The sequence below is a fragment of the Aeromicrobium endophyticum genome, from assembly GCF_003586285.1.
Classification (GTDB): Bacteria; Actinomycetota; Actinomycetes; order Propionibacteriales; family Nocardioidaceae; genus Aeromicrobium; species Aeromicrobium endophyticum.
This window is the reverse complement of the sequence record NZ_QUBR01000001.1, coordinates 1,500,637-1,523,654: the sequence shown is the minus strand read 5'-3', so window position 1 is coordinate 1,523,654 and position 23,018 is coordinate 1,500,637. Positions and strand designations below refer to the sequence as shown.

Below are 23,018 nucleotides of genomic sequence, written 5' to 3'. Positions count from 1 at the left end.
AACGACGTGGGGGTCAGCCGGCGTGGGCGTGCGGCTTGGCCGCGTGCTTGCCACCGTCGACGTCCGTGCCGAGGTGCCGCTCGAGCGACTCACCCTCGATGTCGAGGTTGGGCAGCGTCTTGTCGAGCCACTTCGGCATCCACCACATGCGGTCGCCCATCAGCGCCATGAACGCCGGGACGATCGTCATGCGCACCAGGAAGGCGTCGGCCAGCACGCCGACCGCCAGGCCGAAGCCGATCGACTTGATGATGATGTCGTCGCCCAGGGCGAAGCCTCCGAAGACGCCGATCATGATGGCCGCGGCCGCCGTGACGACGCGCGCGCCGTACTGGAAGCCGATCACGACCGACTCCCGTGCCGGGCGTCCGTGCGTGTACTCCTCGCGCATGCGTGACACCAGGAACACCTCGTAGTCCATCGCGAGACCGAACAGGATGCCGGTCAGCAGCAGCGGCAGCATGAACAGCACCGGACCTGAGGTGTCGACCCCGATCAGGCTGGCCAGCCAGCCCCACTGGAACACCGCGACGGTGGCGCCGAGCGCCACTCCCACCGAGAGCAGGAAGCCGAGCACCGCCTTCAGCGGCACGAGCACCGAGCGGAACACGATCGTCAGCAGGACGAACGCCAGGCCGACCACCACGAGCAGGTACTTCGGGAACGCGTCGGCCAGGCTCTCGGAGATGTCGACACCCAGCGCGGTCTGACCCGTCACGAGCACCTTGGCCCCGGTGGACGACTCGACGTCGCCGACCGCCGTGCGGATGTCGTCGACGAGCTGCTGGGTCTCGGCGTCCGACGGCCCGCTCTTGGGGACGACGTTGACGATCGCGTAGCCCGTGGACTTCAGGCCGTCGAGGTACGTCTGCGTGGCCGCGGTGTCGGACGGGTCGGGTGCCGGCGGGACGACGGCCTGGACGTCCTTCTTGATGCTCTCGACCTGCTTCACCGTCGCCTCGACGGCGGCGGCCGGGTCGGCCGCTCCCTTGGTGTCGACGACGACCAGCAGGGGTCCGTTGGTGCCGGCACCGAAGTTGTCGGAGATCAGGTCGTAGGCGACGCGCGGTCCGCTGCCCTGGGCGGCCGTGCCGTTGTCGGGCAGCGCGAGCTCCATCGACGCGACGGGGATCGCGATGACGCCCGCCACGACGAGGCCGCCCACGAAGGCTTTGGCCCGGTGGGTCGTGACGAGGTCGGCCCAGCGGCGTCCGTTGGTGCGGCGTCCCGACTGGTCCTCGGGATCGCGGGCGGCGATGAACGGCAGGTTGCCCCAGCCGAGCTTGCTGCCGGCGAAGCCGAACAGCGCCGGCAGCAGCGTCAGGGCGATCAGCACGGCGACCGCGACGGTGCCCGCCGCGGCGAGACCCATCTGCGTGAGGAACGCGATGTTGACGACCGACAGCCCGGCCAGAGCGATGATGACGGTCAGACCGGCGAACACGACGGCTGAGCCGGCCGTGCCGACGGCGCGCCCGGCGGCCTCCTCACGCTCGCGACCCGTGTGGATCTCGTGCCGGTAGCGCGACACGATGAACAGGGCGTAGTCGATGCCGACGGCGAGGCCCAGCATCGTGGCCAGGATGGGGGTCGTCGAGCCCAGGTCGACGAAGCCCGTGAGGGTCGTGATCGACAGGACGCCGATGCCCACGCCGATGATCGCGGTCAGCAGCGGCATGCCCGCCACCAGCAGCGACCCGAACGTGATCAGCAGGACGAGGATCGCGATGCCGATGCCGATCGCCTCGGCGGAGCCGCCGTGCGGCACCTCCTGCAGCGCGTCACCGCCGATCGCGACGGTCAGGCCCGCGTCCTCGGCAGCATCCGGCGCCTTCTCCAGCGCCATGCGGTCGGCATCGGTCAGCTCGATCGACTGCTTCGCGTAGGCCACGGACGTGAATCCCGTCCGGCCGTCCTTCGACACCGTCAGCGACGCGGCGTCGACCGGCGCGAGGACGTTCTTGGAGTCGATCGACGCGAGGCTCTCATCGATCGCCGACTGGTACTTCGGCGCCGAGAGCTGCTGTCCCTTCGGCGCTTGGAAGACGATCTGAGCCTGGGCGCCATCGGGCGCAGCCTTGGGCGTGCGGTCCTTGATCAGGTCGAAGGCCTGCGTGGACTCGAGCCCGGGCACGCTGAACTGGTCGGACGTCTTGCCCGACAGCGTGAAGGCGCCGACCCCCACCATCAGCAGCAGGCCGATCCAGAACGACAGGACGATGAAGCGGCGCCGGAACGACCAGCGTCCGAGGCGGTAGAGGTACCAGGCCATGAGTGTTCTCCCTCGAGATGGTGGTGCGGGTCGGTGGGTCAGTGGATGCCGAGGGCCGGCAGCAGCGCGCCCTCGACGTAGCGGCGCAGGAAGTCGGTGGACGGCTCGTCGCCCTCGAGCAGGTGATGCAGGACGACAGGCGCGATGAAGACGTAGTCGACGAACGCGAGCCCGGGGCAGTCGGCGGCCACCTCTCCACGGTCGACCGCGCGGCGCACGACCGACCGGATGTTCTCGCGGCCGGGCTCGAGGATCTGTGTGCGCACGGCCTCGCCCAGCTCCGCGTCGTGCCGGACCGCGTGCATGATCGCGGCGATCAGGTCGGCGTCGTGCTCGTGAGCCTGCTCGTCGGATCGGTCGACCATCACCATCAGGTCTCCGTGCAACGTGCCCGTGTCGGGCACCTCGGGCTTGTCGTCGCCGAGCCAGCACAGCGCATCGACCACGAGGGCCGACTTGCTGCCCCACTGCCGGTAGAGCGTCGCCTTGCTCGAGCGGGTCGCCTCGGCGATCTGGTCCATCGTCAGCTTCTCGTACCCGTGCGCGGCGACGAGCTCGAGCGTGCCGGCGTACAGCTCGCCCAGTCGCTCGTCAGACATGCGGGACACAGGGATTCCTATCGGTACGAAACAGTTTCGTTTCGATGTTAGCCGCTCTGCGACCAGCCCCCAACCGAGGGCTCGATGACCTGCGTCACACGCCGGGATGTCGGCGGGCACCGATACCGTCTGCGACATGCACCGCTTCGACGACGACGAGCGGCGGCGGCGTCTCGGAGTGCGGCACCGACTCGTCCCGTCGGCCCGCGACCACGACCTCACGGCGGCGGCCGCCTCCGTGGTGGCCCTGCACGCCACCGATCCCAGCTCGACCTTCCTCTCGGCCTGGGCCCGCACGGCCGACGGGCTCGGCGTGGCCGACGTCGAGCGGGCCCTCTACGACGACCGGTCCCTGGTGCGCGTCATGGCCATGCGCCGCACGGTGTTCGTCGCCCCCACCGACCACGTCCCGGTGCTGCTGGCCGGGGCGGCCGACGACGTCGCCCGCGAGGAGCGTCGCAAGCTCGTCGCGCTGCTCGAGGCCGGCGGCGTGCCCGAGCCGGCGGTCTGGCTGCAGCAGGTCGAGCAGGCCGCGGTCGACGTCGTGGGCCGGCTGGGCGAGGCGACACCGGCCGACCTGGTCGCCGCCGACCCACGGCTGGCCACCACCGTCGTGCTGGCGCCGGGCAGTCGCAACGAGGCCACCGTGCGCGTCGTCAGCCGGGTGCTGACGCTCCTCGGCGCGCAGGGACGCATCGTCCGCGGCCGGCCGAAGGGCTCGTGGACGTCGACGCAGTACCGGTGGTCGACGCTCGAGCACTGGTCCGCCGGCGCCGCCGTCGCCCTCGACCCCCTGGTCGCCGAGGCCGACCTGGCCCGTCTGTGGCTCAGGCGCTTCGGCCCCGCTCCCGAGGCCGACCTGACGTGGTGGGCCAAGTGGACCAAGACCCGCACCCGCCGCGCCCTGGCCGCGATCGATGCCGTCGAGGTCGAGGTGGGCGGGGGCACCGGATGGGCGCTGCCCGACGACCTCGATGCGACGCCACCCGTCGAGCCGTGGGTCGCGCTGCTGCCGGCTCTCGACCCCACGCCGATGGGCTGGAAGCGACGCGACTTCTACCTCGGCGCGCACGAGTCCGCCCTGTTCGACACCACCGGCAACATCGGGCCGACGGCGTGGTGCGACGGGCGCGTGGTGGGCGGGTGGGCGCACCTGCCGAGCGGCGAGGTCGCCGTCCGCCTGCTCGACGACATCGGCTCCGCGGCGACAGCCGCGCTGCACGCCCAGGCCGAGCGGCTGTCGGCCACGATCGGCGACGTGCGACTCAGCGCGCGCGGACGCCGCCCGTGCCCGCTCGAGAAGGAGCTGCTCGCCGACTGACGACCTTATTCTTGAACATGTTCAACTCTTGCGCTACTGTCGGATCAAGAGTTGAACACGTTCAAGAATGAGGTCGTCATGAACTACACCGTCGCTGCCTACGCCACCTACCTCCTCACCGCCGTGCCCATCACGATCTGGGTCGCCTCGACGCTGGCGAGCAACGGCCGAGTGTTCCTGCGCGACGTCTTCCACCAGGAGGACGGGCTCGCCGACGCCGTCAACCGGCTGCTGGTCGTCGGCTTCTACCTGGTCAACCTCGGCTTCGTGATGCTGTACCTGCGCGGCGGCGGTCAGGTCGCCGACCTCACCGAGCTGCTCGAGACCGTCAGCGTCAAGATCGGTGTCGTGATGCTCGTGCTGGGCGTCATCCACTTCGGCAACGTCATGGTGTTCTCGTCGATGCGCCGTCGCGGACGCATCGAGGCCGATCGTGCCCGTCAGGCCGCCGCCTGGGCCTACCAGCAGTACCCGGCGCAGCCCCAGCGCTGACGACCGATGGCTAGATTGAGCATCGTGACCGACAACCCGCGTCCCGCGTCCAGGCCAGAGCGCTCGGCGAAGGCCGAGCAGACCCGCCAGACGATCATCGACGCGGCCATGCGGCTCTTCCGCACCCACGGCTACGACAAGGCCACGATGCGGGCCATCGCCGACGAGGCGGGGGTCTCGATCGGCAACGCCTACTACTACTTCTCCTCCAAGGAGCACCTGATCCAGGCGTACTACGACGGCATCAACGCCGAGCACGCCGAGCGGGCCGCCGCCACGCTGACGACGGCCACCTCGTTCGCCGACCGGCTCGCGGGCGTCCTGCTGGCCTGGGTCGACGTGGCCGAGCCGTACCACGAGTTCGCCGGCAAGTTCTTCAAGAACGCCGCCGAGCCCAGCAGCCCCCTGTCACCCTTCAGCGACGACTCCGAGGCCACGCGCCTCGCCGCGATCGACCTTCACCGCCAGGTGGTCGACGGCTCCGACATCAAGCTGGCCAAGGCGCTGCGAGCCGAGCTGCCCGAGCTGATGTGGCTGCTGCAGATGGGCGTCGTGCTCTTCTGGGTGCACGACACCAGCGACGGCCAGCGACGCACCCGCCAGCTGGTCGAGCAGGCCGTCCCCGTCATCGACCGCGCCCTGCGACTCACCCGCATCCCCGGGGTGCGCGGACTGGTCGACGACGTCGTCGGGCTCGTCCGCACCATCAAGCCCACCGCCGGTTGACCCGCGGGTCAGCGCAGGGCGACCACCACGACGCCGGCGCCGACGGCCACGATCAGCACGCCCAGCACGGCGGCGATCAGGGCCGGGCCCGCGAAGCCCGGCAGCGGACGACCGGTGCGGATCGCCAGCTCGACCTCCTGCCAGCGCCGCCACGACAGGCCGATCGCCAGCGCCGCCGCGACCAGCAGCACCAACGACGCCGCCACCTTGACCCACGCGTCGAGGGCGACGGCCGGCGCGTGCACCGCGACGGCGCCGGCCAGCAGGGCCAGGGCCGTGCGCACCCACGCCAGGAACGTCCGCTCGTTGGCGAGCGTGAACCGGGCGTCGGGTTCCTCGCCCTCGCCGAAGACCCTGCGCGGAAACCGAGGGTCGGTCATGCCGCGACGGCGTGACGGTCGCACATCTGCTCGTCGGCCAGGCACGAGTCGCAGCGGACCATCTGACGCACGCACGCGACGTCTCCGCAGTCGGCGACCCGGTTGGTCGCCTCGCCGCACCGGTCGCACGACCCGACCAAGGCCGCGTGGTCGGAGAAGTCCATCGTGATGCGGTCGTCGAAGACGTAGAGCGACCCCTTCCAGAGGCCGTCGTCGCCGTAGGCCTCGCCGTACGTCGCGATGCCGCCGTCGAGCTGGTAGACCTCGTGGAACCCACGGTTCCTCATCAGCGGCGTGAGGACCTCGCACCGGATGCCGCCCGTGCAGTACGTGACGACGGGCTTGTCCTTGAGGTGGTCGTAGGCACCGCTGTCGAGCGCGGCGACGAACTCACGCGTCGTCTCGACGGCAGGACGCACGGCTCCCTCGAAGTGGCCGATCGCCGACTCGATCTGGTTGCGCCCGTCGAAGAACACGACGTCCTTGGCTGCGACGAGCTCGTGCAGCTGCGCCGGGGTCAGGTGCGTCCCGCCGTCGACGACGCCCTGGTCGTCGACCTGCAGCTCGTCCGGGGCACCGAAGGTGACCAGCTCGTCGCGCACCCGCACGCTGAGCCGAGGGAAGTCCGCCGTGGTGCCGTCGTCGCGGGAGCGACCCTCGCTCCACTTGAAGTCGATGCCCTTGAAGGGCGGGTAGGAGCGGGTGGCCTTGACGTACTTCTTGAGCGCGACGACGTCTCCGCCGAGGGTCGCGTTGATGCCGTCCTTCGAGACGATGATGCGTCCGCGGACGCTTAGCGAGTCGCACAGCGTGTGCTGCCACAGCCGGATCGCCTCGGGATCGGCCAGCGGCGCGAAGCCGTAGAAGAGAAGAACCTTGGGGGTCGCCACGAGCCAAGCCTAGGCGTTGCCGGACGCGCCTATCGCCCGGCGGGGACGTCCCAGGTCGAGCGCGCGTCGCCGTCCCACCGGCGACCGCAGCGGATCGTGCCGTCGAGCTCCTTGGGGCGCTCGGCCAGCACCCTCAGCGCCGCGGCGAGCTGGGCGGGATCGAGACGCCGGGCGAGCGTCACGTGGGGGGTCCAGGCGCCCGGACGCATCGTGGAGGGGCGGCCCGGCGCCTCGTCCAGGGCCGAGGCCACGGCAGCGTGGGTGATCATCAGGTGCGCCGTCGGCACGACCACGCGCGACAGCACCGACGTGCGTCCGCCGAACACCAGCAGCCCGCCGAGACGCACGGCCAGGCCGGCACCGTAGTCGATCCTGGCAAGGGCCCGCTCGGCCACCGGGTCGATGGTGTCGGCGACACCGAGCGTGACGTGCGGAGCGTTGGACGCGCCCGTGTGACGCCCCTGGCTCGGCAGGTCGGCCGCGACGAGCAGCTCCCACTCCTCGCGGACCAGGACGTCCAGCCGCTCGTCCAGCACCAGCTCGACCGACTGCACCATGCGTCTATCGTCGTGCACATGAGCGAGCTGCACGATCTGGACGCCACCGACCAGGCCCGGCTGCTGCGCGACCGCGAGGTGTCGTCGGTCGAGCTCGTGACCCACCACCTCGACCGCGTCGAGCGCCACGGTCCGGCTCTCGGCGCCTTCGTCACCGTCACGGCCGAGCGCGCCCTCGCGCAGGCGGCCGCGGCGGACGCCCTGCTCGCCGCGGGGCACGCGCCCGTCTTCACCGGGGTGCCGACGGCGATCAAGGACCTCACCTCCACGGCCGGCGTCCGCACGACGATGGGCTCGGTCGCCATGCGCGACCTCGTCCCCACGGTCGACGCCCACGTCGTGCGCCTGATCCAGGAGGCGGGGCTCATCAGCCTGGGCAAGACCAACACGCCCGAGTTCGGTCTCTCGTCGTACACCGACAACGACCTGGTCGGCCCGGCGCGCACCCCCTGGGACCTCGCGCGCAACGCAGGGGGATCGAGCGGCGGCGCGGCAGCCGCCGTCGCGGCCGGGCTGGTGCCCATGGCGCAGGGCAGCGACGGGGGCGGCTCCATCCGCATCCCGGCCAGCTCGTGCGGGATCTTCGGCTTCAAGCCGAGCCGCGGACGGGTCAGCGCCGGTCCGTCCGGGTCCGACTGGAGCGGTCTGGCGGTCGACGGCCCGATCAGCCGGACGGTGCGCGACGCCGCCGCGCTGCTCGACGTCCTCGCGCACCCCATGCCGGGTGACCTGCGGCCGCTGCCCGATCCGTCCGTCCCCTTCGCCGAGTGGGCTCGCAGGACGCCCGGCCGGTTGCGCATCGCCCGCTGGTCGGGCACGCACCTCGATGGCATCGCGCCCGGCCCGGACGCCCTCGAGGCCTGGGAGGCGGCGAGTCGGCTGCTCGAGTCGCTGGGGCACGAGGTGGTCGACGTCGCCAACCCGTTCCCGTCCGAGCTCGAGCCGCAGTTCAACGTCATCTGGTCGAGCGGCATCGCCGGGGCGCCGATCCCGCCCGAGGCCGATCCGTCGCTGCGCGCCAACACCCGCTACTGGCGCGAGCGGGGTGGCCGGGCGTCCGCGGTCGAGCTGGCCCGCGCGATGCAGTTCGTCGAGGCGACGACCCGCGAGGTCGTCACGGCCCTGCAGCCGTACGACGCGATGCTGACACCCACGCTGGCCCTGCCCCCGCAGCCGGTCGAGTGGTTCAACGAGTCGGGCGATCCCGTCGAGGACCACCACCGCGAGCTGCTCTACACGCCGTACACCGCGCTCTACAACATGAGCGGCCAGCCCGCCGCGAGCCTGCCGCTGCACTGGACGGCCGAGGGTCTGCCGGTCGGCGTCATGCTCGCCGGGCTGCCGGGCCAGGACGGGCCGCTGTTCAGCCTGTGCGCGCAGGTCGAGGCAGCGGCTCCGTGGCACGACCGCCACCCGCCAGGATTCGGCGGATAGAGCCCGCCGGTTCGCATGGTTCGCACGATGCGGCGGGCCTGATCCGCCACAACTCGGCCTGGATCAGAGGCCGGCGGGGAGGTGCTCGCGCACGCGGTTGATGTCGTCCTCGGACGGCAGCGCGTCGGTGATCTTGATGATGCTGGTGCCGATGTCGGTGGAGTCGACCGGCACCTGGCCCGACTTCGTGAGCTCGGCGACCACCGCCGCGACCTCGTCATCGGTCAGCCGGCGACGCAGCAGGGCGAGCAGCGGCACGTAGTCCTGCGCCGGGACGCCTTGCGGGTACCCCTCGCGCAGCCATCCCACGATGGCCTCGACGAACGACGGCTTGCTCACTTCGCCTCCGCCCCGAGGATGTACCAGCCCGTGTGGTGACCGATGAAGTCGCGCGCGACGAACAGCACGCCCGTCACGATCGCCACCGTGACGAGAGCGAAGCACACGTAGGCGACGGCCGTCAGCAGCGGGCGGCGGTCACCCGCGAGGTGCTGGCCGCCGATCGTCCCGGCGCCCACCGCCTGCGTGCGCACGCCGAGCGCGAAGAGCGCCGGCAGACCCGCGCCCGCGATGATCCCGAAGACGAGCACCTTGACCAGGGCTCCCACGTTCAGCCAACCGTCCATCGTCCGCTCCTCAGCTCTCCGCGCCGGCCACGGCCGGTCGCCGGGACGACGGGCGGTCGTCCCACTCGTCGTTGACGTTGTCGTGGCTGACCACGCTGGCGCGCGAGCGCAGCCAGATGGCGAACGATCCGGCGACGAGGCCGGCGAAGACCACCAGCACGCCGGCCAGGCCACCGATGCCGGCGGTGGCGGCGTACGCGACGGCACCGACCAGCGCCGCGGCCGGAAGCGTCACGACCCATGCCGTCACCATGCGCAGGGCCACGTTCCACCGCACCTGCGCGCCCGGCTTGCCGAGCCCCGAGCCGAGGATCGACCCGGTGGCCACGTGCGTCGTCGACAGCGAGAAGCCGAAGTGGCTGGCCAGCAGGATGATCGCGGCCGACGAGCTCTCGGCGGCCATGCCCTGCGGCGACTTGATCTCGACCAGGCCCTTGCCCAGGGTGCGGATGATGCGCCAGCCGCCGAGGTAGGTGCCGAGCGCGATCGCGCTGGCGCACGCGACGATCACCCAGGTGGGCGGCAGGGTCTCGTCGGCGCTGACGCTGCCGTACGAGATCAGGGCCAGGAAGATGATGCCCATGGTCTTCTGCGCGTCGTTGGTGCCGTGCGCCAGCGAGACCAGCGAGGCCGAGCCGATCTGGCCGATGCGGAAGCCGCGCTCGGTGCGACGCTCCTCGAGCCCGCGGGTCGTGCGGTAGACCGAGTAGGTGCCCAGGGTCGCCACGAGACCGGCGATCAGCGGTGACAGCATGGCGGGCAGGACGACGTTGGACACCACGCCCTTCCACTCGACACCGCTCGAGCCGGCAGCGGCCAGCATCGCGCCGATGACGCCGCCGATCAGCGCGTGCGACGAGCTGGACGGGATGCCGAGCAGCCACGTCATCAAGTTCCAGGCGATGCCGCCGACCAGCCCCGCGAAGACGATCTCGAGCGTCACGAGGTTGGCGTCCACCAGGCCCTTGGCGATCGTGGCCGCCACGGCCGTGGACAAGAAGGCGCCCACCAGGTTGAGCACCGCGCTGAGGGTGACGGCGACCTTCGGCGTCAGGGCGCCCGTCGCGATCGACGTCGCCATGGCGTTGCCGGTGTCGTGGAACCCGTTGGTGAAGTCGAAGGCCAACGCGGTCACGACCACGATGGACAAGATGATGAGGGACTCGTTCACGACTCAACGATGCGGCCTGCAACCACCGTGGTCGAGGCTTCCGGACACCTGTTCAACCGTTGTTCACCTACCGCGTGACAGGTGTCTCAGACCTACCGCGGAGCGACCTTGGTGGTCCTTCGCGACGTCTTGCTGACGGTCGCGTACCCGGCCCGCGTGCCGGTGACCCGCACCGTGATGCGCTGTCCCTTCTGCTTCGACGTCAGCCTGAACGAGGCCTTCGTGCCCTTCGACGAGATCTTCCGTCCGTTGGCGAACCACTGGTAGCGGAACGTGGGTCGCGGCGACCACGAGCCCACCTTCACCCTCAGCGTCCGGCCGACCTTGACGGTGCCGGAGATGCGAGGCGTGGCGGGCGAGAGCCGGCTCGGAACGGGCGGTGCGGGGGCAGCGGGTGGGGCGAACGCCACCGTGACCTCGGCTGTCGGCCCCGACACGGCTCCCACGCCGATGCGGACCGCACCGGTGGGGCTGACGAACTGCGACCCGGAGGCGAACGACCCGAGCGCGCCCCCGGCCGAGCGCTGCGTCTGCAGCACGAGCTCGCCGGACGGCGAGAGGCTCGTGACGGTGACACCCGTCGGATACCTCAGCTGGTAGGTCGTCGTGCCCAAGCCGAAGCGTGAGGCGTAGAAGCTGCCCGCGTCACGGTCCGTGCCCGACCTGTAGTCGACCCAGTACTGCTGACCGGAGATCGGGTCGACGACCTGGAGGCCGCGGAGCCCGTTGGCGGCCGACCGTGCGGTGAGGCTGACCGTGCGCGACGGCGAGCTGTCTGCGGCGGCGAGACGGGCAACCTCGGACGTCCCCGCCACGCCGAGTCGGGCTCGGTACGCGGTGTCGAGCACGGGCGACGTGACCGCGGAGCCGAGGCTGATGGCAAGGGACATGGGGCTGTAGAGGTCGAAGTACTCTCCGTCGCCGCACACGGTGGGCGCGCCGCAGACGTCGAGATTGGCGTGACCCAGGCCGAACGTGTGGCCGATCTCGTGCACGCCGACCTGCGTCGCGATGTCCCCCAGGCTGAAGCTCATGGGCCCCTCGCTCGAGAAGTCCGAACCCACCGCAGCGACGCCGGCGACCCCCGCATCCGTGGCCAGGACGCCGGCGCACTCATTGGCCATCGCGACGAACAGATGATTGCCGGATCCTCGGCCGAACGAGACACCGTACTTCTGGAAGAAGATGTTCGCTGCCTCGTTCCACACCTCGTCGGGGTCGCTGGCCATGCCGCAGCTGTCGCTGACAGGACCGGCCGTGGACGTCGCGAATCGCTCGATACCCCGCGGACGGGTGAACGACGAGATCACCCCGCCCGACTCGGTCTTCCAGTAGCTCATCAATCCGTCGACGATGCTCGCCACCTGGGTGTCGGTCTCCTCGACCGACCCCCTCCCCGTCATGACCGCGACGTACGCGCGGTGGGCCTTGGGTGTCGTGACGGCCGCCGCCGTGACGGGCGCGACGGTGGACGTCGCCACCTCGAGCGGTGTGTCCTGGCGCTCGGCCTCGGCGACGGCGACGCGTCCGGCGCGGGTGTCCTGCGCGATCGTGCTGCCCTCACGGGGCAGGAGGTCCTTGGCGTCGAGCGCGTCCTCGACGTCTCCGTCGACGACCAGCTCGCCCTCGAAGCGCCCGTTGGCGGGGGTGGCTTCTGGCAGGTCGACGGGGATCTCGGCGCCGGCGTCGGTCACGACGGTGTAGAGGTGGTCGGACGATGCCTCGGCCCCGAACCGGTCGACGACGACAGCCCTCACGGTGCCCTCGACCGCCAGGGTCGTCGGATCGGACGTCTCGCCGGCCTGAGCGGGCAGCATGGCGATCCCGGACGCCACGAGCGCACCCGCGATCAGGACGGACGTACGGCGGACCACGCGCATGACAGCTCTCCCTGTGTCAGCAGCCGTCGGACCTCTCCCCATCCAGAGCCGCAGACCTCAGGGTAGGCCAGAGACAGGGCGTCCTGGGACCTAAACCAGCCATGCGGTCCGGACACCCCTAGCGGGACCTCAGTCGCGGGCGGTGAGGACGATCGGGTCGCCGTCGGTGATGGCGATCGTGTGCTCGACGTGCGCGCCGCGAGAGCCGTCGGCGCTGCGGATCGTCCAGCCGTCCTCGTCCATGCGGATCTCGTCGGTCGTGTGCAGGAACCACGGCTCGATCGCGATCACGAGGCCCGGCTTGAGAGGCAGCCCGCGCCCGGCCCGGCCGTCGTTGGGAACGTGGGGGTCGCCGTGCATCGTGCGTCCGACGCCGTGCCCGCCGAACTGGGTGTTGACCTTGAGACCGTGCGACCGGCCCACCGCGCCGATGGCCGCAGAGATGTCGCCGATGCGGTGGCCGGGACGAGCGACGGCGATCGCGGCGTCGAGAGCCTCCTGCGCGTGGTCGATCAGGCGGAGGTCCTCGTCGCGCGGGGTGCCGACCACGACGCTGACCGCCGAGTCGCACACCCAGTTGTCCACCGACACCGCGAAGTCGAAGCTCACGAGGTCGCCGTCACGCAGCTTGTACTTGTGCGGCAGCCCGTGCAGCACCGCGTCGTTGACCGACGTGCACAGCACCTTGCCGAACGGCATCGCACCGAAGGACGGGTGGTAGTCGATGTAGCACGACTCGGCACCCTCCTTGCGGATCATCTCGTGGGCGAGCGCATCGAGGTCGAGCAGGTCGACGCCGACGTCGGCGGCCTCGCTCAGCGCGGTTAGCACGGACGCCACGAAGCGTCCGGCCGGGCGCATCTCGTCGATCTGGGTGGGGGTCAGGAGCTCGATCATCGAGCGCCTCCCTTTCTGTCTGGTGGGGTGGTGTGCGAGCGGGTCTGCCCGATCTGCGCGATCGTGACGGCGGCGACGACGGCCATCGTGCCGACCAGTGCCATCGGGTCGCTGCCGTAGAGGTCGTCACCGGTGGCGGTCGTGACGGTCGAGGCCAGGGACGCGCCGCCCAGCAGCGAGACCACCATCGCGCTGAGGCTGTGCGGGTTGCTGTCGTGCGACCAGCCCTGGAACGCGAGCGCGGCCACCAGCACGGCAGCCACGAGCACGGCGATCTTGACGAAGCCGAGGGCTGAGCCGAGGTCGACGCCCGCGAGACCGCCGACCACGTAGGCACCGAGCACGACGGCGCCCGCGACGCTCATCAGCCTGATGCCGTTCACACTCGTCATGTCCTGCCCTCCTCGGCACTCATTCTCGGCAAGCCTACGTGGCCTCCCGGTGCTTGACTGATCCCGTGACCCAGGCTGACTTCGACTACTCCAACCTGAGCGGACGCGACAGCGGTCCGTTCGTGCGCACGGCGAGCCTGCTGCTGCCGGGAGTCCGAGCCGTGCAGCGCCAGGTCGAGCCGTACGCGCGGGCCTGGGAGCGACACAACCGCGTGGCACTCGCCGCCACCGGCCCGTTGTGGGTCGTCCTCGGCGACTCGATGGCGCAGGGCGTCGGTGCCTCCGCCTACGACCGCGGCTGGGCCGGACAGCTGGCGCAGGAGCTGCCCCGGCACCGGCTCGTCAACCTGTCGGTCTACGGCGGACGCGTTGGCGACGTCGTCGAGCGGCAGATCCCGGCGATGCGGTCGATCGGCGTCGAGCCCGACCTGGTGACGGTCGTCATCGGCAGCAACGACCTCATCAGCCGCCGGCTGCGTCCGCAGCTGCCGCAGGCGCTCGACGCGATGCTGTCGCAGCTGCCGACCGGCTCGGTCGTCGGCACGCAGCCCGGTGGACGTCCGGCGTCCGTCGACTTCAACCGACGCGTCGACGAGGCCGCCGCCGCCGGACGCATCCGCGTCGCGGAGTTCCGCGACCCCCGCATGCGGTCGTGGCGGGGGCGCCTCTCCCCCGACCACTTCCACCCCAACGATGCGGGCTACGCGGGCATGGCCGAGATCGTCGGCGAGGCGGTCGCGCGGCGATGAGCACCCCACACGTCCGGCTGATCTACCCGCACCAGCTGTTCGAGCAGCAGCTCGACGCGAGCGCAGGCACGGTGTTCGTGCTCGTCGAGGACGACCTGTTCTTCCGCCAGTACGCGTTCCACACCCAGAAGCTCGTGCTCCACCGCGCCTCGATGCGACGGTTCGCCGATCGTCTGCGCGCCGCCTCGTTCGACGTCGAGTGCATCGACACCAGCGCCGACGAGCCCACCGCCGTCCGACTGACCGCGCTGCTGGCGCGTCTGCGTCCGCAGCGCGTGACGGTCTACGACGTCGTCGACGACTGGCTGTCGCGTGACGTGTCGGCCGCCCTGGCCGAGGCGGGCATCGAGCTGCACACGGAGGACGTGCTCGAGTCGCCCAGCTTCCTGACGTCCCGCGCCGAGATCGCCGCCTGGTTCGACGCGCACCCGGCCCGCATGCAGCACTTCTACTCGTGGCAGCGCCAGCGGCTCGACATCCTGGTCGAGGGCGACCAACCCGTGGGCGGACGCTGGTCGTTCGACACCGAGAACCGCAGGAAGCTGCCGCGCGAGCACCGTGTCCCCGACGTGACGTGGCCCGCCCGGCACCCGGCCGTCGACGAGGCGATCGCGTGGGTGGGCCAGGAGTTCCCCGACAACCCCGGCAACGCCGAGTCGTTCGCGTGGCCGACCTCCCACGACGAGGCCGAGGCCGCCTTCGACCAGTTCGTCGACGAGCGTCTGCCGCAGTTCGGTCCGTACGAGGACGCCATCGCCACCCGGCACCCGTTCGTCTTCCACTCCGTCATGACCCCGGGGCTCAACATCGGTCTGCTGTCGCCGTCGTGGGTCGTCGACCGTGCGCTGGCGGCCGACGACATCGACCTGCCGTCCCTCGAGGGCTTCGTGCGCCAGGTCATCGGCTGGCGCGAGTACATGCGGGCCACGTACGTCCTCTACGGCCGCCGGATGCGCACGAGCAACCACCTGCGGCACAGCCGGCCGCTCGCCGCCGGCTGGTGGACCGCCCGCACCGGGCTCGACCCCGTCGACCACGCGATCGAGGGGGTGCTCGAGCGCGGCTGGAGCCACCACATCGAGCGGCTCATGGTGCTGGGCAACGCGATGAGCCTGCTGCGCACCGACCCCGACGACGTGTACGAGTGGTTCATGCAGATGTACGTCGACGCCTACGACTGGGTCATGGTGCCCAACGTCTACGCCATGAGCCAGTTCGCGGCCGGCGACGGCATCACGACCAAGCCCTACGTGTCGGGCAGCAACTACCTCCGCAAGATGTCGGACCTGCCGACCGGCGACTGGACCGCCGACTGGGACGGCCTCTACTGGACGTTCGTGCGCGACCACCGCGACGTCTTCGAGGGCAACCACCGCTCGCGCATGATGACGCGGATGTACGACGGGTTGGCGCCCGAGAAGAAGGCGGCCCACACCCGGGCCGCGTCCCGCTGGCTCACCTGACCCCCGGCGCCGGCCCGGAGCTCGGAGGCCGGCTGCGGGGGGTCAGCGCTCGAGGGACGTCCGGAAGCGGTGCATGCCCGCGACCCACTGGTCGGTGTCGGACGCCTTGCGGGCGTACATCGTGCCGACCTCGGGGTGCGGGAGGGCGAAGAACGAGCCCGCCTCGATGGCCTCGAGCAGGACGTCGGCGACGTCGAGCGGCGAGACCGTGGCGCCGGCCGTCACGACCGATCGCATCGCGAGCCGTGCCGTCTCGTCGGCGTTCTGCTCGCCCTCGCGCAGCATGTCGGTGCGCACGCCCATGGGGCACAGGCAGCACACCTGGACGCCCTGGTCGCCGTACGTCGCGGCGAGCCACTCGGCGAAGCCGACGGCGGCGTGCTTGGTGGCCGAGTACGTCGGCGAGCCCAGCTGCGTCAACAGGCCGGCCGCCGACGCCGTGCTGACGAAGCAGCCGCGTCCCCGCTCGAGCCAGCCCGGCACGAGAGCCTGCGCGGCTCGCACCTGCCCCATGACGTTGACGTCCCACGACATCGACCAGTCGGCATCCGCCGCGTCGAGCCCGAAGCCCTTGAAGACGCCCGCGTTGGCCACGTACAGGTCGACGTCGCCCGGCGCCGCCGCGACCAGCGCGGCGACGTGCTCGGCGTCCGCGGCATCCCCCGCGACGTGGGCGACCCGTCCGGGGTGCACGCCGTCGAGCCGTGCGGACGTCTCGGCGAGCCGATCGGCGTCGAGGTCGCCCAGGACCACCGACGCACCGCGCTCGAGCAGGCGCTCGGCGATGCCCTCGCCGATGCCGCTCGCGGCGCCGGTGACGACCGCGACGGTGCCCGCTCCGGGCGTCAGGCCCACTTCTTGATCTCCGCCTTGGCCAGGGCGTTCTTGTGCACCTCGTCGGGGCCGTCGGCGAAGCGCAGCGTGCGCATGCCGGCGAACCACTCCGCGAGCGGGAAGTCCTGGCTCAGGCCGCCGGCACCATGCACCTGGATCGCCTTGTCGAGGATCCACTCGACGGTCTGCGGCGTCGCGATCTTGATGGCCTGGATCTCGGTGTGCGCAGCCTTGTTGCCCGCGACGTCCATCAGCCACGCAGCCTTCAGCACCAGAAGGCGCAGCTGCTCGACCTTGACCCGCGACTCGGCGATCCAGTCGCGGACGACGCCCTGCTCGGCGATCGGCTTGCCGAAGGCGACCCGCTCGGACGCCCGCTTGCTCATCATCTCGATGGCGCGCTCGGCGATGCCGAGCGAGCGCATGCAGTGGTGGATGCGGCCGGGCCCGAGGCGCGCCTGGGCGATCGCGAAGCCCTCGCCCTCGCCGCCGATGATGTTGCTGGCCGGCACGCGGACGTCCGTGAACCGCAGCTCGGCGTGCCCGCCGTGGTCGCGGTCGTGGTAGCCGAAGACGTGCATGCCGCGGATGATCTCGAAGCCCGGGGTGTCGCGCTCGACCAGGATCTGGCTCTGCTGGCGATGACGCGCCGCCGAGGGATCGGTCTTGCCCATCACGATGAAGATCTTGCAGTCGGGGTTCATCGCGCCGGTGATCCACCACTTGCGGCCGTTGATGACGTACTCGTCACCGTCGCGCACGATGCTGAGCTCGACGTTGGTGGCGTCGGACGAGGCGACCTGCGGCTCGGTCATCGCGAAGGCCGAGCGGATGTCACCGGCCAGCAGCGGCTCGAGCCACTTCTTCTTCTGCTCGTCGGTGCCGAACATGCTCAGCACCTCCATGTTGCCGGTGTCGGGGGCGGCGCAGTTGAAGGCCGCCGGGCCGATCTGGATGCTGCGGCCCGTCAGCTCGGCGATGGGCGCGTACTGCAGGTTGGTCAGGCCGGCACCGTGCTCGGACGGGTCGAAGAAGTTCCACAGCCCCTGGGCCTTGGCCTTGGCGCGGATCTCCATGACGATCGGCGGGAACGACCACGTGTCGGCGGCGATGGCCGCCTCGACCTGCTCCTTGAACACGGCCTCGGCGGGGTAGACCTCGGCCTCCATGAAGGCCGTGACCTTCTCGATCAGCGCGGTCGTCTTGTCGTCGTAGCCGAAGTGCATCTCAGGCTCCTGCCATGACGTAGACGACCTCGGCGATGCAGGCCGGCTTGTCGGCTCCCTCGAGCTCGACGACGAAGGTCATGACGACCTGGGTGCCGATCGCGATGTCGTTGGTCTCCTTGAGCGTCGCGGTGGCCCGCAGCCGGGAGTCGACCGGCACCGGCGAGGGGAAGCGCACCTTGTTGGCGCCGTAGTTGACGCCGAACGCCAGCCCGTTGATCTCGTAGATCTGCTTGGCGAGCACCGGGAGCAGCGACAGCGTGAGGTATCCGTGCGCGATCGTCGTGCCGAAGGGCCCGGTCGCCGCGCGCTCGGGGTCGACGTGGATCCACTGGTGGTCGCCCGTCGCGTCGGCGAAGGTGTTGATCTGCTCCTGCGTGACCGTGAACCACTCGCTCGTGCCGAGCTCCTCACCGGCGGCGGCCTTGAGGGCGTCGAGATCGTCGAACACTCGGGTCATGCGGGAACCTCCAGCTGTGGGGAAAAGCGCTAAGCGCTTGCTTAGTTCGAGACTAGCCCGAACCCGGGGGCGCGCGCCAGACGTGCCGCTCCCGGACGTCGTACGAACCGCGGCTCGGGCACCCCATCGGCTATGACGCCGGCGGCTAGGAGGCAAGGCGGGCGATCACGGGGACGGCGCCGAGCGCGACCGCCACCCCGATCGCCACGACGTCGCCGCGCGCCCACGGCGCCGCCAGCGCCCACGTGCGTCCGCGAGCGGTGGCGAACCCCCGCGCGTCCATCGCGATCGAGGCCGAGGTCGCCCCGCGCATGGCGTGCACCAGCAGGGCGAACGACATGTTGGCGGCGTGACGCCCGTTGGCGACGGGATGGCGTCCGGCCCCGAAGCCGCGCACCCGCCGTGCCCGCTCGAGCTGCTGCCAGGCCAGACCGAAGCCGGTGAACCTCTGCAGCGCCGCGGCCAGGGCCGCGATCAGCCGCGCGGGCAGGCGCAGCGTCTGCGCGAGGTAGTCGGCCAGGCGCGACGGGTCGACGTAGCCGGCCATCACCGAGCCCGGCCACGCCAGCACGACGATCCGCAGGCCGGCCGTCACGGCGATCTCGAGGTCGCGCCCGCCGAGGCGCCACGTCGAGTAGACGATCGTGAGGGCGGCGATCGACGTGAACGCCAGGCACACCAGCGGGTAGCGCCAGCCCGGCAGCAGCACCGCCGCGACGAGCACGTAGGCACCCAGGGCCGCGAGCGCGACCGGCAGGCTGTCGATCCAGAACGAGCCCAGCAGCGAGAACAGCCCCACCGACAGCTGGGCCAGCGGGTTGACCCGCAGCACGGCCGTCCTCATGCCAGCGCCCCTGCCCGCATGCGGTGGTCGACGTCGAGGGCGAGGTCGGCATCGTGCGTCGACATCCCGACCGTCGCGCCCGCCGCACGTGACGACGCGATCCAGCCCGCCACCGCGGCCCACGTCGCAGGGTCCTGACCGACCGTCGGCTCGTCGAGCAGGACGACCGGCGGGCGGTGGGCCAGCGCCGCGGCCAGCGCCAGCCGCCGCTGCTCGCCGCCCGACAGCCGGTACGGATTGGACGCCCCGTAGCGCTCCAGGCCGAACACCTCGAGCACCGCCGCGGCGTCGACCGTCCGTCCGACCCGGGCAGCGGTGAGCTCGACCTCGGCCAGCACGGTGGTGGTGAGGAAGCCGTGCTCGGGGTTCTGCGGCACCCACCCCACGACGGAGGCGAGGTCGACGGACCGGCGGCGCCGCAGCTCGGGCGTCACGGTGCCGCCCGCCGGCTTCAGCAGCCCACCGAGCACCGCGAGCGCGGTCGACTTGCCCGCGCCGCTCGGCCCGGTGAAGCCCGTGACCCGGGCAGGCACCAACCCAGCCGTCAACCCGGTCAGCGCCTGCGAGCGCTGCGTGCCCCGGAGCGTCCGCATGACCAGCTCGACCGACACCTCGGTCGCCGTGACCGCGAACGGCTCGGCCTCCGGCCGGACGAGCCCGACGGGCACGTCGAGCGGCGCGGGCGTCGGCAGGTCGGGCATCCACACGCCGGGAGGCCGGGCGCCGGCGAGGAAGGCCTCGACGGTTCCGTCGCTGACGACGACGCCGCCGGCACCGAGCACGACGACGCGGTCGACGTGCGGCAGCCACGGCTCGATGCGGTGCTCGACGACGACCAGCGTCCGGTCGCCGGCCGCCGCCAGGATCGCCTCGCGGACGCTCGTGGCCGTCGCGGCGTCGAGCATCGACGTGGGCTCGTCGAGCAGCAGGACGTCCGGGCGCATGGCCAGCACCCCGGCCAGGGCGAGACGCTGCTGCTCGCCGCCTGAGAGAGCCGCCGTGAAGTGGTCGCGGCCGTACGCCAGCCCCACCGCCTCGAGGCACTCGTCGACACGGCGCCAGATCTGGTCGCGCGGCATCGCGGCGTTCTCGGGGCCGAAGGCGACGTCGCGACCGATGCGCTCGGCCACGACGGCGTCCGCAGGGTTCTGCAGCAGCAGACCCAGCTGCCCACCGACGTCGATCGAGCCGCCGAGGTCACCTGCGACGGTCGTGCCGAGGGCGCCGGCGAGCCCGTGCAGGATCGTCGACTTGCCGGCACCGCTCGGGCCGACCAGCAGCACCCGCTCGCCGGGCTCGACCTCGAGGTCGAGCCCGGCGATGACCGGCAGCCGCCGACCGATCGGACGCCACGTGACGTCACGGAGGCGGATGCCGCCCCTGCTGACGACGCTGCTGACGACGTCCATCGAGCGGTCGCCTAGACCTCGACGGCCTGTTCGCGTCCGGCCGGGAAGGCGTCGAGCACGCCGGCACGGGCCAGCGCCTTGACGAGCGCGAAGCCGCCGAGGCCGGCCACGACGACGCCGGAGACCACGAAGAAGCCCAGGTGGGCGAGCTTGTAGTCCATGTCCCACGAGGAGTAGTAGCTCGTCCACTCGTAGACGGCCTCGAACGCCGCGGCCGCGGCGCCGGCCAGGGCCGCGACGAGCACGCCCCAGCGGCGGTAGAAGAACAGCAGGAAGATCAGCTCGGCGCCGAGGCCCTGCCAGAAACCGGAGGCGTAGACGCCCCAGCCCCACTGCGTCCCGCCGACGATGAACGACGACACGGCGGCCGCGATGAACTCCGTCGCGAAGGCCGCACCGGGCTTGCGGACGATCAGGCCGCCGACGACGCCGGCCGTGAGCCAGACGCCTCCGAGCAGCGCCGAGCTGGGCGGGAACGAGAAGACCGCGAGCCCGCTGAGCGGCTCGTACAGCTTGCCCCAGCCCCAGAAGATGACGCCGAAGGCGACACCCAGGGTGGTGATGGTGACCAGGTCGATCGTGCGGTATCGCACGTCGAACCCGGGCTTGGACGTGGTGGCAGAACTCATCGTGACTCCCTTCGCCGGTACTAACCGGTGCAGGTTCAAGGGTCTGCGGCGGATCCGCACTCTCAGCGCCCTCTGCGGTGGCGCTCCCCTGTCGTGTGGTCCGACCCTACTCCTCGGCACCGCCGTCCACCCACCGGGCTGACGGACGTGCGTCGGCGTCGCGGCTAGCGCCCGCTCCAGTGCGGCGGACGCCGCTCGACGAACGCTCGCGCGCCCTCGGCCGCGTCGTCCGAGGTGCGGACGACCTGCATCAACGGCTCCTGCGCCGCGAGCGCCTCCTCGAAGGTCAGCGTGCGACTCTGCACCGCGATCTGCTTGGACGCGCGCGCGCCGAGCGGGGCAGCCGCGGCCACGGCCGCTGCGAGCTCCAGACCCGCCTGCAGCCCCTGGCCCGCGGGGACCAGACGAGTGGCCAGACCCCACCGCTCGGCCTCGGCGGCCGGCATCCGGCGCCCGGTCAGCACCAGGTCGAGGGCCACGTGGTGCGGGATCCGCTGGGGCAGGCGGATGGCCCCTCCCCCGCCGGCGGCCAGCCCACGCGTCACCTCGGGGAGCCCGACCTCGCTGCCCTCCTCCATGACGATCAGGTCGCAGGCGAGGGCGAGCTCGAACCCTCCGCCGAGCGTGGCACCGTGCAGCACCGCGATGATCGGCTTGCTCGGCGGCGCCGCCACCATGCCGAGGGCTCCCCGACGCTCGGTGACCGGACGCTCACCGGTCGCCGCGAACGCCTTGAGGTCCATCCCGGCGCTGAAGTTCGCCCCGCGCCCGTGCAGCACGGCGACACGGAGGTCGTCGTCGGCCTCGAACGCGTCGACGGCTGCCTCGATCGCGCGGGCGGTCGGCAGGTCGATCGCGTTGCGCACCTCGGGGCGGTTGATCTCGATGCGCAGGATCGGTCCGTCGGCGGTCGCCACCACCGTGTCCGTCGTGATCACTGCTCGGCTCATGCGAGCACCTCCAAACGGCCGGACTCGACGCCGATCACCGACCCGGAGACCCATGACGCGAGGCCTGTGCACAAGAAGAGGACGACCCTGGCCACGTCGTCGGGGACCCCGTGGCGCCCGAAGGGCATCAGGGGCGGACGTCCGCCGGCGTACCCGGCGGCCGCGAGGTCGGTGGCGATCTCGGCGACGCCGGGCGTCGTGACGATCCCCGGGGCGACCCCGGTGACGCGGACGCCCCGACCGCTCAGCTCGAGGGCGAGGCTCTTCGTCAGGCCGGTGAGCGCGTGCTTCGACGCGGCGTAGGCCATGGTGCCCCGGGAGACGCGCAGGCCCGACGTCGAGATCACGTTGACGATGCTCGCGCCCGGCGCCATCTGGGCCGCGACCTCCCGCGTGACCAGGAACGTGCCGACCACGTTGACGTCGAACATCCGGCGCAGGTGCTCCTGGCTCGCGCTCAGGGGATCGCCCGTCGGGGTCAGCACGGCAGCGTTGTTGACCAGGAGGTCAAGGGGCCCCTGCCGGGTGGCGGCGGCGATGCCCGCGCGGACCGATGCCTCGTCGGCGATGTCCATGGCGAGGCCGGTGACGGGAGACCCCGTCCGCTCGGCGATCCGCAGCGCCGCGGACTCGGCCCCGTCGCCGTCGCGGTCGGCGATGACGACGCGCGCGCCGGCCTCCGCGAGACGTCGCGCGACGGCCTCCCCGATGCCTCGCGCACCGCCGGTGACGAGCGCACCGCGTCCTGCGAGGGAGGTCAGCTGTTCGAGCCCGACCTCGGTCAGGTCCGGTGCGACGTATGAGCTCATGGGTGTGT

Annotated in this window: 25 protein-coding genes and 1 riboswitch; of the genes, 6 read left to right on the top strand and 19 right to left on the bottom strand. The window is 71.4% G+C overall.

Going from position 1 to position 23,018, the window contains the following annotated elements; translation table 11 throughout:
• Positions 1 to 13: 13 nt before the first annotated feature.
• Together DX116_RS07465 and DX116_RS07460 are read right to left on the bottom strand one after the other, a co-directional pair.
• A complete protein-coding gene (locus DX116_RS07465; RefSeq protein ID WP_119703492.1) occupies positions 14 to 2,272 on the bottom strand; it encodes an MMPL family transporter in 2,259 nt (752 codons plus the stop codon).
• A 38-nt stretch (positions 2,273 to 2,310) separates the two neighbouring features.
• The gene (locus DX116_RS07460; RefSeq protein ID WP_158591931.1) at positions 2,311 to 2,871 is read right to left on the bottom strand and encodes a TetR/AcrR family transcriptional regulator; all 561 of its coding nucleotides are present in this window, start codon (positions 2,869 to 2,871) and stop codon (positions 2,311 to 2,313) included.
• 136 nt (positions 2,872 to 3,007) lie between these two features.
• Between DX116_RS07460 and DX116_RS07455 the strand changes: the two genes are divergently transcribed.
• The 3 genes from DX116_RS07455 to DX116_RS07445 all read left to right on the top strand — a co-directional run bounded on the left by DX116_RS07455 (position 3,008) and on the right by DX116_RS07445 (position 5,410).
• Positions 3,008 to 4,192 (top strand): winged helix DNA-binding domain-containing protein, encoded by a 1,185-nt coding sequence (locus tag DX116_RS07455; RefSeq protein ID WP_119703490.1) that lies wholly within the window; start codon positions 3,008 to 3,010, stop codon positions 4,190 to 4,192.
• A gap of 78 nt (positions 4,193 to 4,270) precedes the next feature.
• The gene (locus DX116_RS07450) at positions 4,271 to 4,684 is read left to right on the top strand and encodes a hypothetical protein (protein WP_119703489.1); all 414 of its coding nucleotides are present in this window, start codon (positions 4,271 to 4,273) and stop codon (positions 4,682 to 4,684) included.
• Positions 4,685 to 4,708: 24 nt separating this feature from the next.
• A complete protein-coding gene (locus DX116_RS07445) occupies positions 4,709 to 5,410 on the top strand; it encodes a TetR/AcrR family transcriptional regulator (protein ID WP_233556599.1) in 702 nt (233 codons plus the stop codon).
• Positions 5,411 to 5,418: 8 nt separating this feature from the next.
• On the opposite strand, the gene DX116_RS07440 is transcribed toward DX116_RS07445, so the two are convergent.
• From DX116_RS07440 to DX116_RS07430, 3 genes are read right to left on the bottom strand one after another with little or no spacing between them, the layout of a single operon-like run.
• Entirely contained in the window at positions 5,419 to 5,790 is a 372-nt protein-coding gene (locus tag DX116_RS07440; protein WP_119703487.1) for a YidH family protein, read from the bottom strand.
• Positions 5,787 to 6,680: an oxygen-dependent tRNA uridine(34) hydroxylase TrhO gene (gene trhO, locus DX116_RS07435; protein ID WP_119703486.1), complete on the bottom strand. Its 894-nt coding sequence runs from the start codon at positions 6,678 to 6,680 to the stop codon at positions 5,787 to 5,789. The genes DX116_RS07440 and trhO overlap by 4 nt, the downstream gene beginning before the upstream one ends.
• A gap of 29 nt (positions 6,681 to 6,709) precedes the next feature.
• The gene (locus DX116_RS07430) at positions 6,710 to 7,237 is read right to left on the bottom strand and encodes a 2'-5' RNA ligase family protein (protein ID WP_147393611.1); all 528 of its coding nucleotides are present in this window, start codon (positions 7,235 to 7,237) and stop codon (positions 6,710 to 6,712) included.
• Between the two features lie 18 nt (positions 7,238 to 7,255).
• Between DX116_RS07430 and DX116_RS07425 the strand changes: the two genes are divergently transcribed.
• Entirely contained in the window at positions 7,256 to 8,671 is a 1,416-nt protein-coding gene (locus tag DX116_RS07425; RefSeq protein ID WP_119703484.1) for an amidase, read from the top strand.
• Positions 8,672 to 8,734: 63 nt separating this feature from the next.
• Here the strand turns inward: DX116_RS07425 and DX116_RS07420 are convergent, their stop codons facing one another.
• From DX116_RS07420 to DX116_RS07395, 6 genes are all read right to left on the bottom strand, one after another.
• On the bottom strand, positions 8,735 to 9,010 hold the full coding sequence (locus DX116_RS07420) for a DUF3349 domain-containing protein (RefSeq protein WP_119703483.1): 276 nt from the start codon (positions 9,008 to 9,010) through the stop codon (positions 8,735 to 8,737).
• Positions 9,007 to 9,297 carry a hypothetical protein gene (locus tag DX116_RS07415; protein ID WP_119703482.1) on the bottom strand — a complete coding sequence of 97 codons (291 nt, stop codon included), beginning with the start codon at positions 9,295 to 9,297 and terminating at the stop codon, positions 9,007 to 9,009. Before DX116_RS07415 ends, DX116_RS07420 begins: the two co-directional genes overlap by 4 nt.
• Positions 9,298 to 9,307: 10 nt before the next feature.
• A complete protein-coding gene (locus DX116_RS07410) occupies positions 9,308 to 10,468 on the bottom strand; it encodes an inorganic phosphate transporter (protein WP_119703481.1) in 1,161 nt (386 codons plus the stop codon).
• 92 nt (positions 10,469 to 10,560) lie between these two features.
• Entirely contained in the window at positions 10,561 to 12,348 is a 1,788-nt protein-coding gene (locus DX116_RS07405) for a zinc metalloprotease (protein WP_119703480.1), read from the bottom strand.
• Positions 12,349 to 12,477: 129 nt separating this feature from the next.
• Positions 12,478 to 13,245 carry a type I methionyl aminopeptidase gene (map, locus tag DX116_RS07400; protein ID WP_119703479.1) on the bottom strand — a complete coding sequence of 256 codons (768 nt, stop codon included), beginning with the start codon at positions 13,243 to 13,245 and terminating at the stop codon, positions 12,478 to 12,480.
• Entirely contained in the window at positions 13,242 to 13,637 is a 396-nt protein-coding gene (locus DX116_RS07395; RefSeq protein ID WP_147393610.1) for a hypothetical protein, read from the bottom strand. Before DX116_RS07395 ends, map begins: the two co-directional genes overlap by 4 nt.
• A 65-nt stretch (positions 13,638 to 13,702) precedes the next feature.
• Here DX116_RS07395 and DX116_RS07390 point away from each other — a divergent pair, with 65 nt between their 5' ends.
• Both DX116_RS07390 and DX116_RS07385 read left to right on the top strand, forming a co-directional pair.
• On the top strand, positions 13,703 to 14,386 hold the full coding sequence (locus tag DX116_RS07390) for an SGNH/GDSL hydrolase family protein (protein ID WP_119703477.1): 684 nt from the start codon (positions 13,703 to 13,705) through the stop codon (positions 14,384 to 14,386).
• On the top strand, positions 14,383 to 15,849 hold the full coding sequence (locus DX116_RS07385) for a cryptochrome/photolyase family protein (protein ID WP_119703476.1): 1,467 nt from the start codon (positions 14,383 to 14,385) through the stop codon (positions 15,847 to 15,849). Before DX116_RS07390 ends, DX116_RS07385 begins: the two co-directional genes overlap by 4 nt.
• 42 nt (positions 15,850 to 15,891) lie before the next feature.
• Here the strand turns inward: DX116_RS07385 and DX116_RS07380 are convergent, their stop codons facing one another.
• The 8 genes from DX116_RS07380 to DX116_RS07345 all read right to left on the bottom strand — a co-directional run bounded on the left by DX116_RS07380 (position 15,892) and on the right by DX116_RS07345 (position 23,010).
• Positions 15,892 to 16,704, bottom strand: coding sequence for an SDR family oxidoreductase (locus DX116_RS07380; RefSeq protein ID WP_233556598.1), 813 nt, complete (start codon positions 16,702 to 16,704; stop codon positions 15,892 to 15,894).
• Positions 16,695 to 17,909, bottom strand: coding sequence for an acyl-CoA dehydrogenase family protein (locus tag DX116_RS07375; protein WP_119703475.1), 1,215 nt, complete (start codon positions 17,907 to 17,909; stop codon positions 16,695 to 16,697). The genes DX116_RS07380 and DX116_RS07375 overlap by 10 nt, the downstream gene beginning before the upstream one ends.
• A 1-nt stretch (position 17,910) precedes the next feature.
• A complete protein-coding gene (locus DX116_RS07370; RefSeq protein WP_119703474.1) occupies positions 17,911 to 18,369 on the bottom strand; it encodes a MaoC family dehydratase in 459 nt (152 codons plus the stop codon).
• A 145-nt stretch (positions 18,370 to 18,514) separates the two neighbouring features.
• Positions 18,515 to 19,213, bottom strand: coding sequence for an energy-coupling factor transporter transmembrane component T (locus DX116_RS07365; RefSeq protein WP_119703473.1), 699 nt, complete (start codon positions 19,211 to 19,213; stop codon positions 18,515 to 18,517).
• A complete protein-coding gene (locus DX116_RS07360) occupies positions 19,210 to 20,622 on the bottom strand; it encodes an ATP-binding cassette domain-containing protein (RefSeq protein ID WP_119703472.1) in 1,413 nt (470 codons plus the stop codon). The genes DX116_RS07365 and DX116_RS07360 overlap by 4 nt, the downstream gene beginning before the upstream one ends.
• Positions 20,623 to 20,633: 11 nt before the next feature.
• Positions 20,634 to 21,251, bottom strand: a complete 618-nt coding sequence (locus DX116_RS07355) for an ECF transporter S component (protein WP_119703471.1) — start codon at positions 21,249 to 21,251, stop codon at positions 20,634 to 20,636.
• Positions 21,241 to 21,351, bottom strand: a riboswitch (TPP riboswitch). (Overlaps the previous gene by 11 nt.)
• A 64-nt stretch (positions 21,352 to 21,415) precedes the next feature.
• Positions 21,416 to 22,201, bottom strand: coding sequence for a crotonase/enoyl-CoA hydratase family protein (locus tag DX116_RS07350; RefSeq protein WP_119703470.1), 786 nt, complete (start codon positions 22,199 to 22,201; stop codon positions 21,416 to 21,418).
• Entirely contained in the window at positions 22,198 to 23,010 is an 813-nt protein-coding gene (locus DX116_RS07345) for an SDR family NAD(P)-dependent oxidoreductase (protein ID WP_119703469.1), read from the bottom strand. Before DX116_RS07345 ends, DX116_RS07350 begins: the two co-directional genes overlap by 4 nt.
• Positions 23,011 to 23,018 lie beyond the last annotated feature (8 nt).

Coding starts and splice junctions, on each gene's coding strand:
- DX116_RS07345 (WP_119703469.1), bottom strand. CDS start 23,010: ATGAGCTCATACGTCGCACCGGACCTGACCGAGGTCGGGCTCGAACAG.
- DX116_RS07415 (WP_119703482.1), bottom strand. CDS start 9,297: ATGGACGGTTGGCTGAACGTGGGAGCCCTGGTCAAGGTGCTCGTCTTC.
- DX116_RS07370 (WP_119703474.1), bottom strand. CDS start 18,369: ATGACCCGAGTGTTCGACGATCTCGACGCCCTCAAGGCCGCCGCCGGT.
- DX116_RS07430 (WP_147393611.1), bottom strand. CDS start 7,237: ATGGTGCAGTCGGTCGAGCTGGTGCTGGACGAGCGGCTGGACGTCCTG.
- DX116_RS07405 (WP_119703480.1), bottom strand. CDS start 12,348: ATGCGCGTGGTCCGCCGTACGTCCGTCCTGATCGCGGGTGCGCTCGTG.
- DX116_RS07465 (WP_119703492.1), bottom strand. CDS start 2,272: ATGGCCTGGTACCTCTACCGCCTCGGACGCTGGTCGTTCCGGCGCCGC.
- DX116_RS07425 (WP_119703484.1), top strand. CDS start 7,256: ATGAGCGAGCTGCACGATCTGGACGCCACCGACCAGGCCCGGCTGCTG.
- DX116_RS07460 (WP_158591931.1), bottom strand. CDS start 2,871: ATGTCTGACGAGCGACTGGGCGAGCTGTACGCCGGCACGCTCGAGCTC.
- map (WP_119703479.1), bottom strand. CDS start 13,245: ATGATCGAGCTCCTGACCCCCACCCAGATCGACGAGATGCGCCCGGCC.
- DX116_RS07455 (WP_119703490.1), top strand. CDS start 3,008: ATGCACCGCTTCGACGACGACGAGCGGCGGCGGCGTCTCGGAGTGCGG.
- DX116_RS07450 (WP_119703489.1), top strand. CDS start 4,271: ATGAACTACACCGTCGCTGCCTACGCCACCTACCTCCTCACCGCCGTG.
- DX116_RS07355 (WP_119703471.1), bottom strand. CDS start 21,251: ATGAGTTCTGCCACCACGTCCAAGCCCGGGTTCGACGTGCGATACCGC.
- DX116_RS07360 (WP_119703472.1), bottom strand. CDS start 20,622: ATGGACGTCGTCAGCAGCGTCGTCAGCAGGGGCGGCATCCGCCTCCGT.
- DX116_RS07440 (WP_119703487.1), bottom strand. CDS start 5,790: ATGACCGACCCTCGGTTTCCGCGCAGGGTCTTCGGCGAGGGCGAGGAA.
- DX116_RS07350 (WP_119703470.1), bottom strand. CDS start 22,201: ATGAGCCGAGCAGTGATCACGACGGACACGGTGGTGGCGACCGCCGAC.
- DX116_RS07395 (WP_147393610.1), bottom strand. CDS start 13,637: ATGACGAGTGTGAACGGCATCAGGCTGATGAGCGTCGCGGGCGCCGTC.
- DX116_RS07385 (WP_119703476.1), top strand. CDS start 14,383: ATGAGCACCCCACACGTCCGGCTGATCTACCCGCACCAGCTGTTCGAG.
- DX116_RS07365 (WP_119703473.1), bottom strand. CDS start 19,213: ATGAGGACGGCCGTGCTGCGGGTCAACCCGCTGGCCCAGCTGTCGGTG.
- DX116_RS07375 (WP_119703475.1), bottom strand. CDS start 17,909: ATGCACTTCGGCTACGACGACAAGACGACCGCGCTGATCGAGAAGGTC.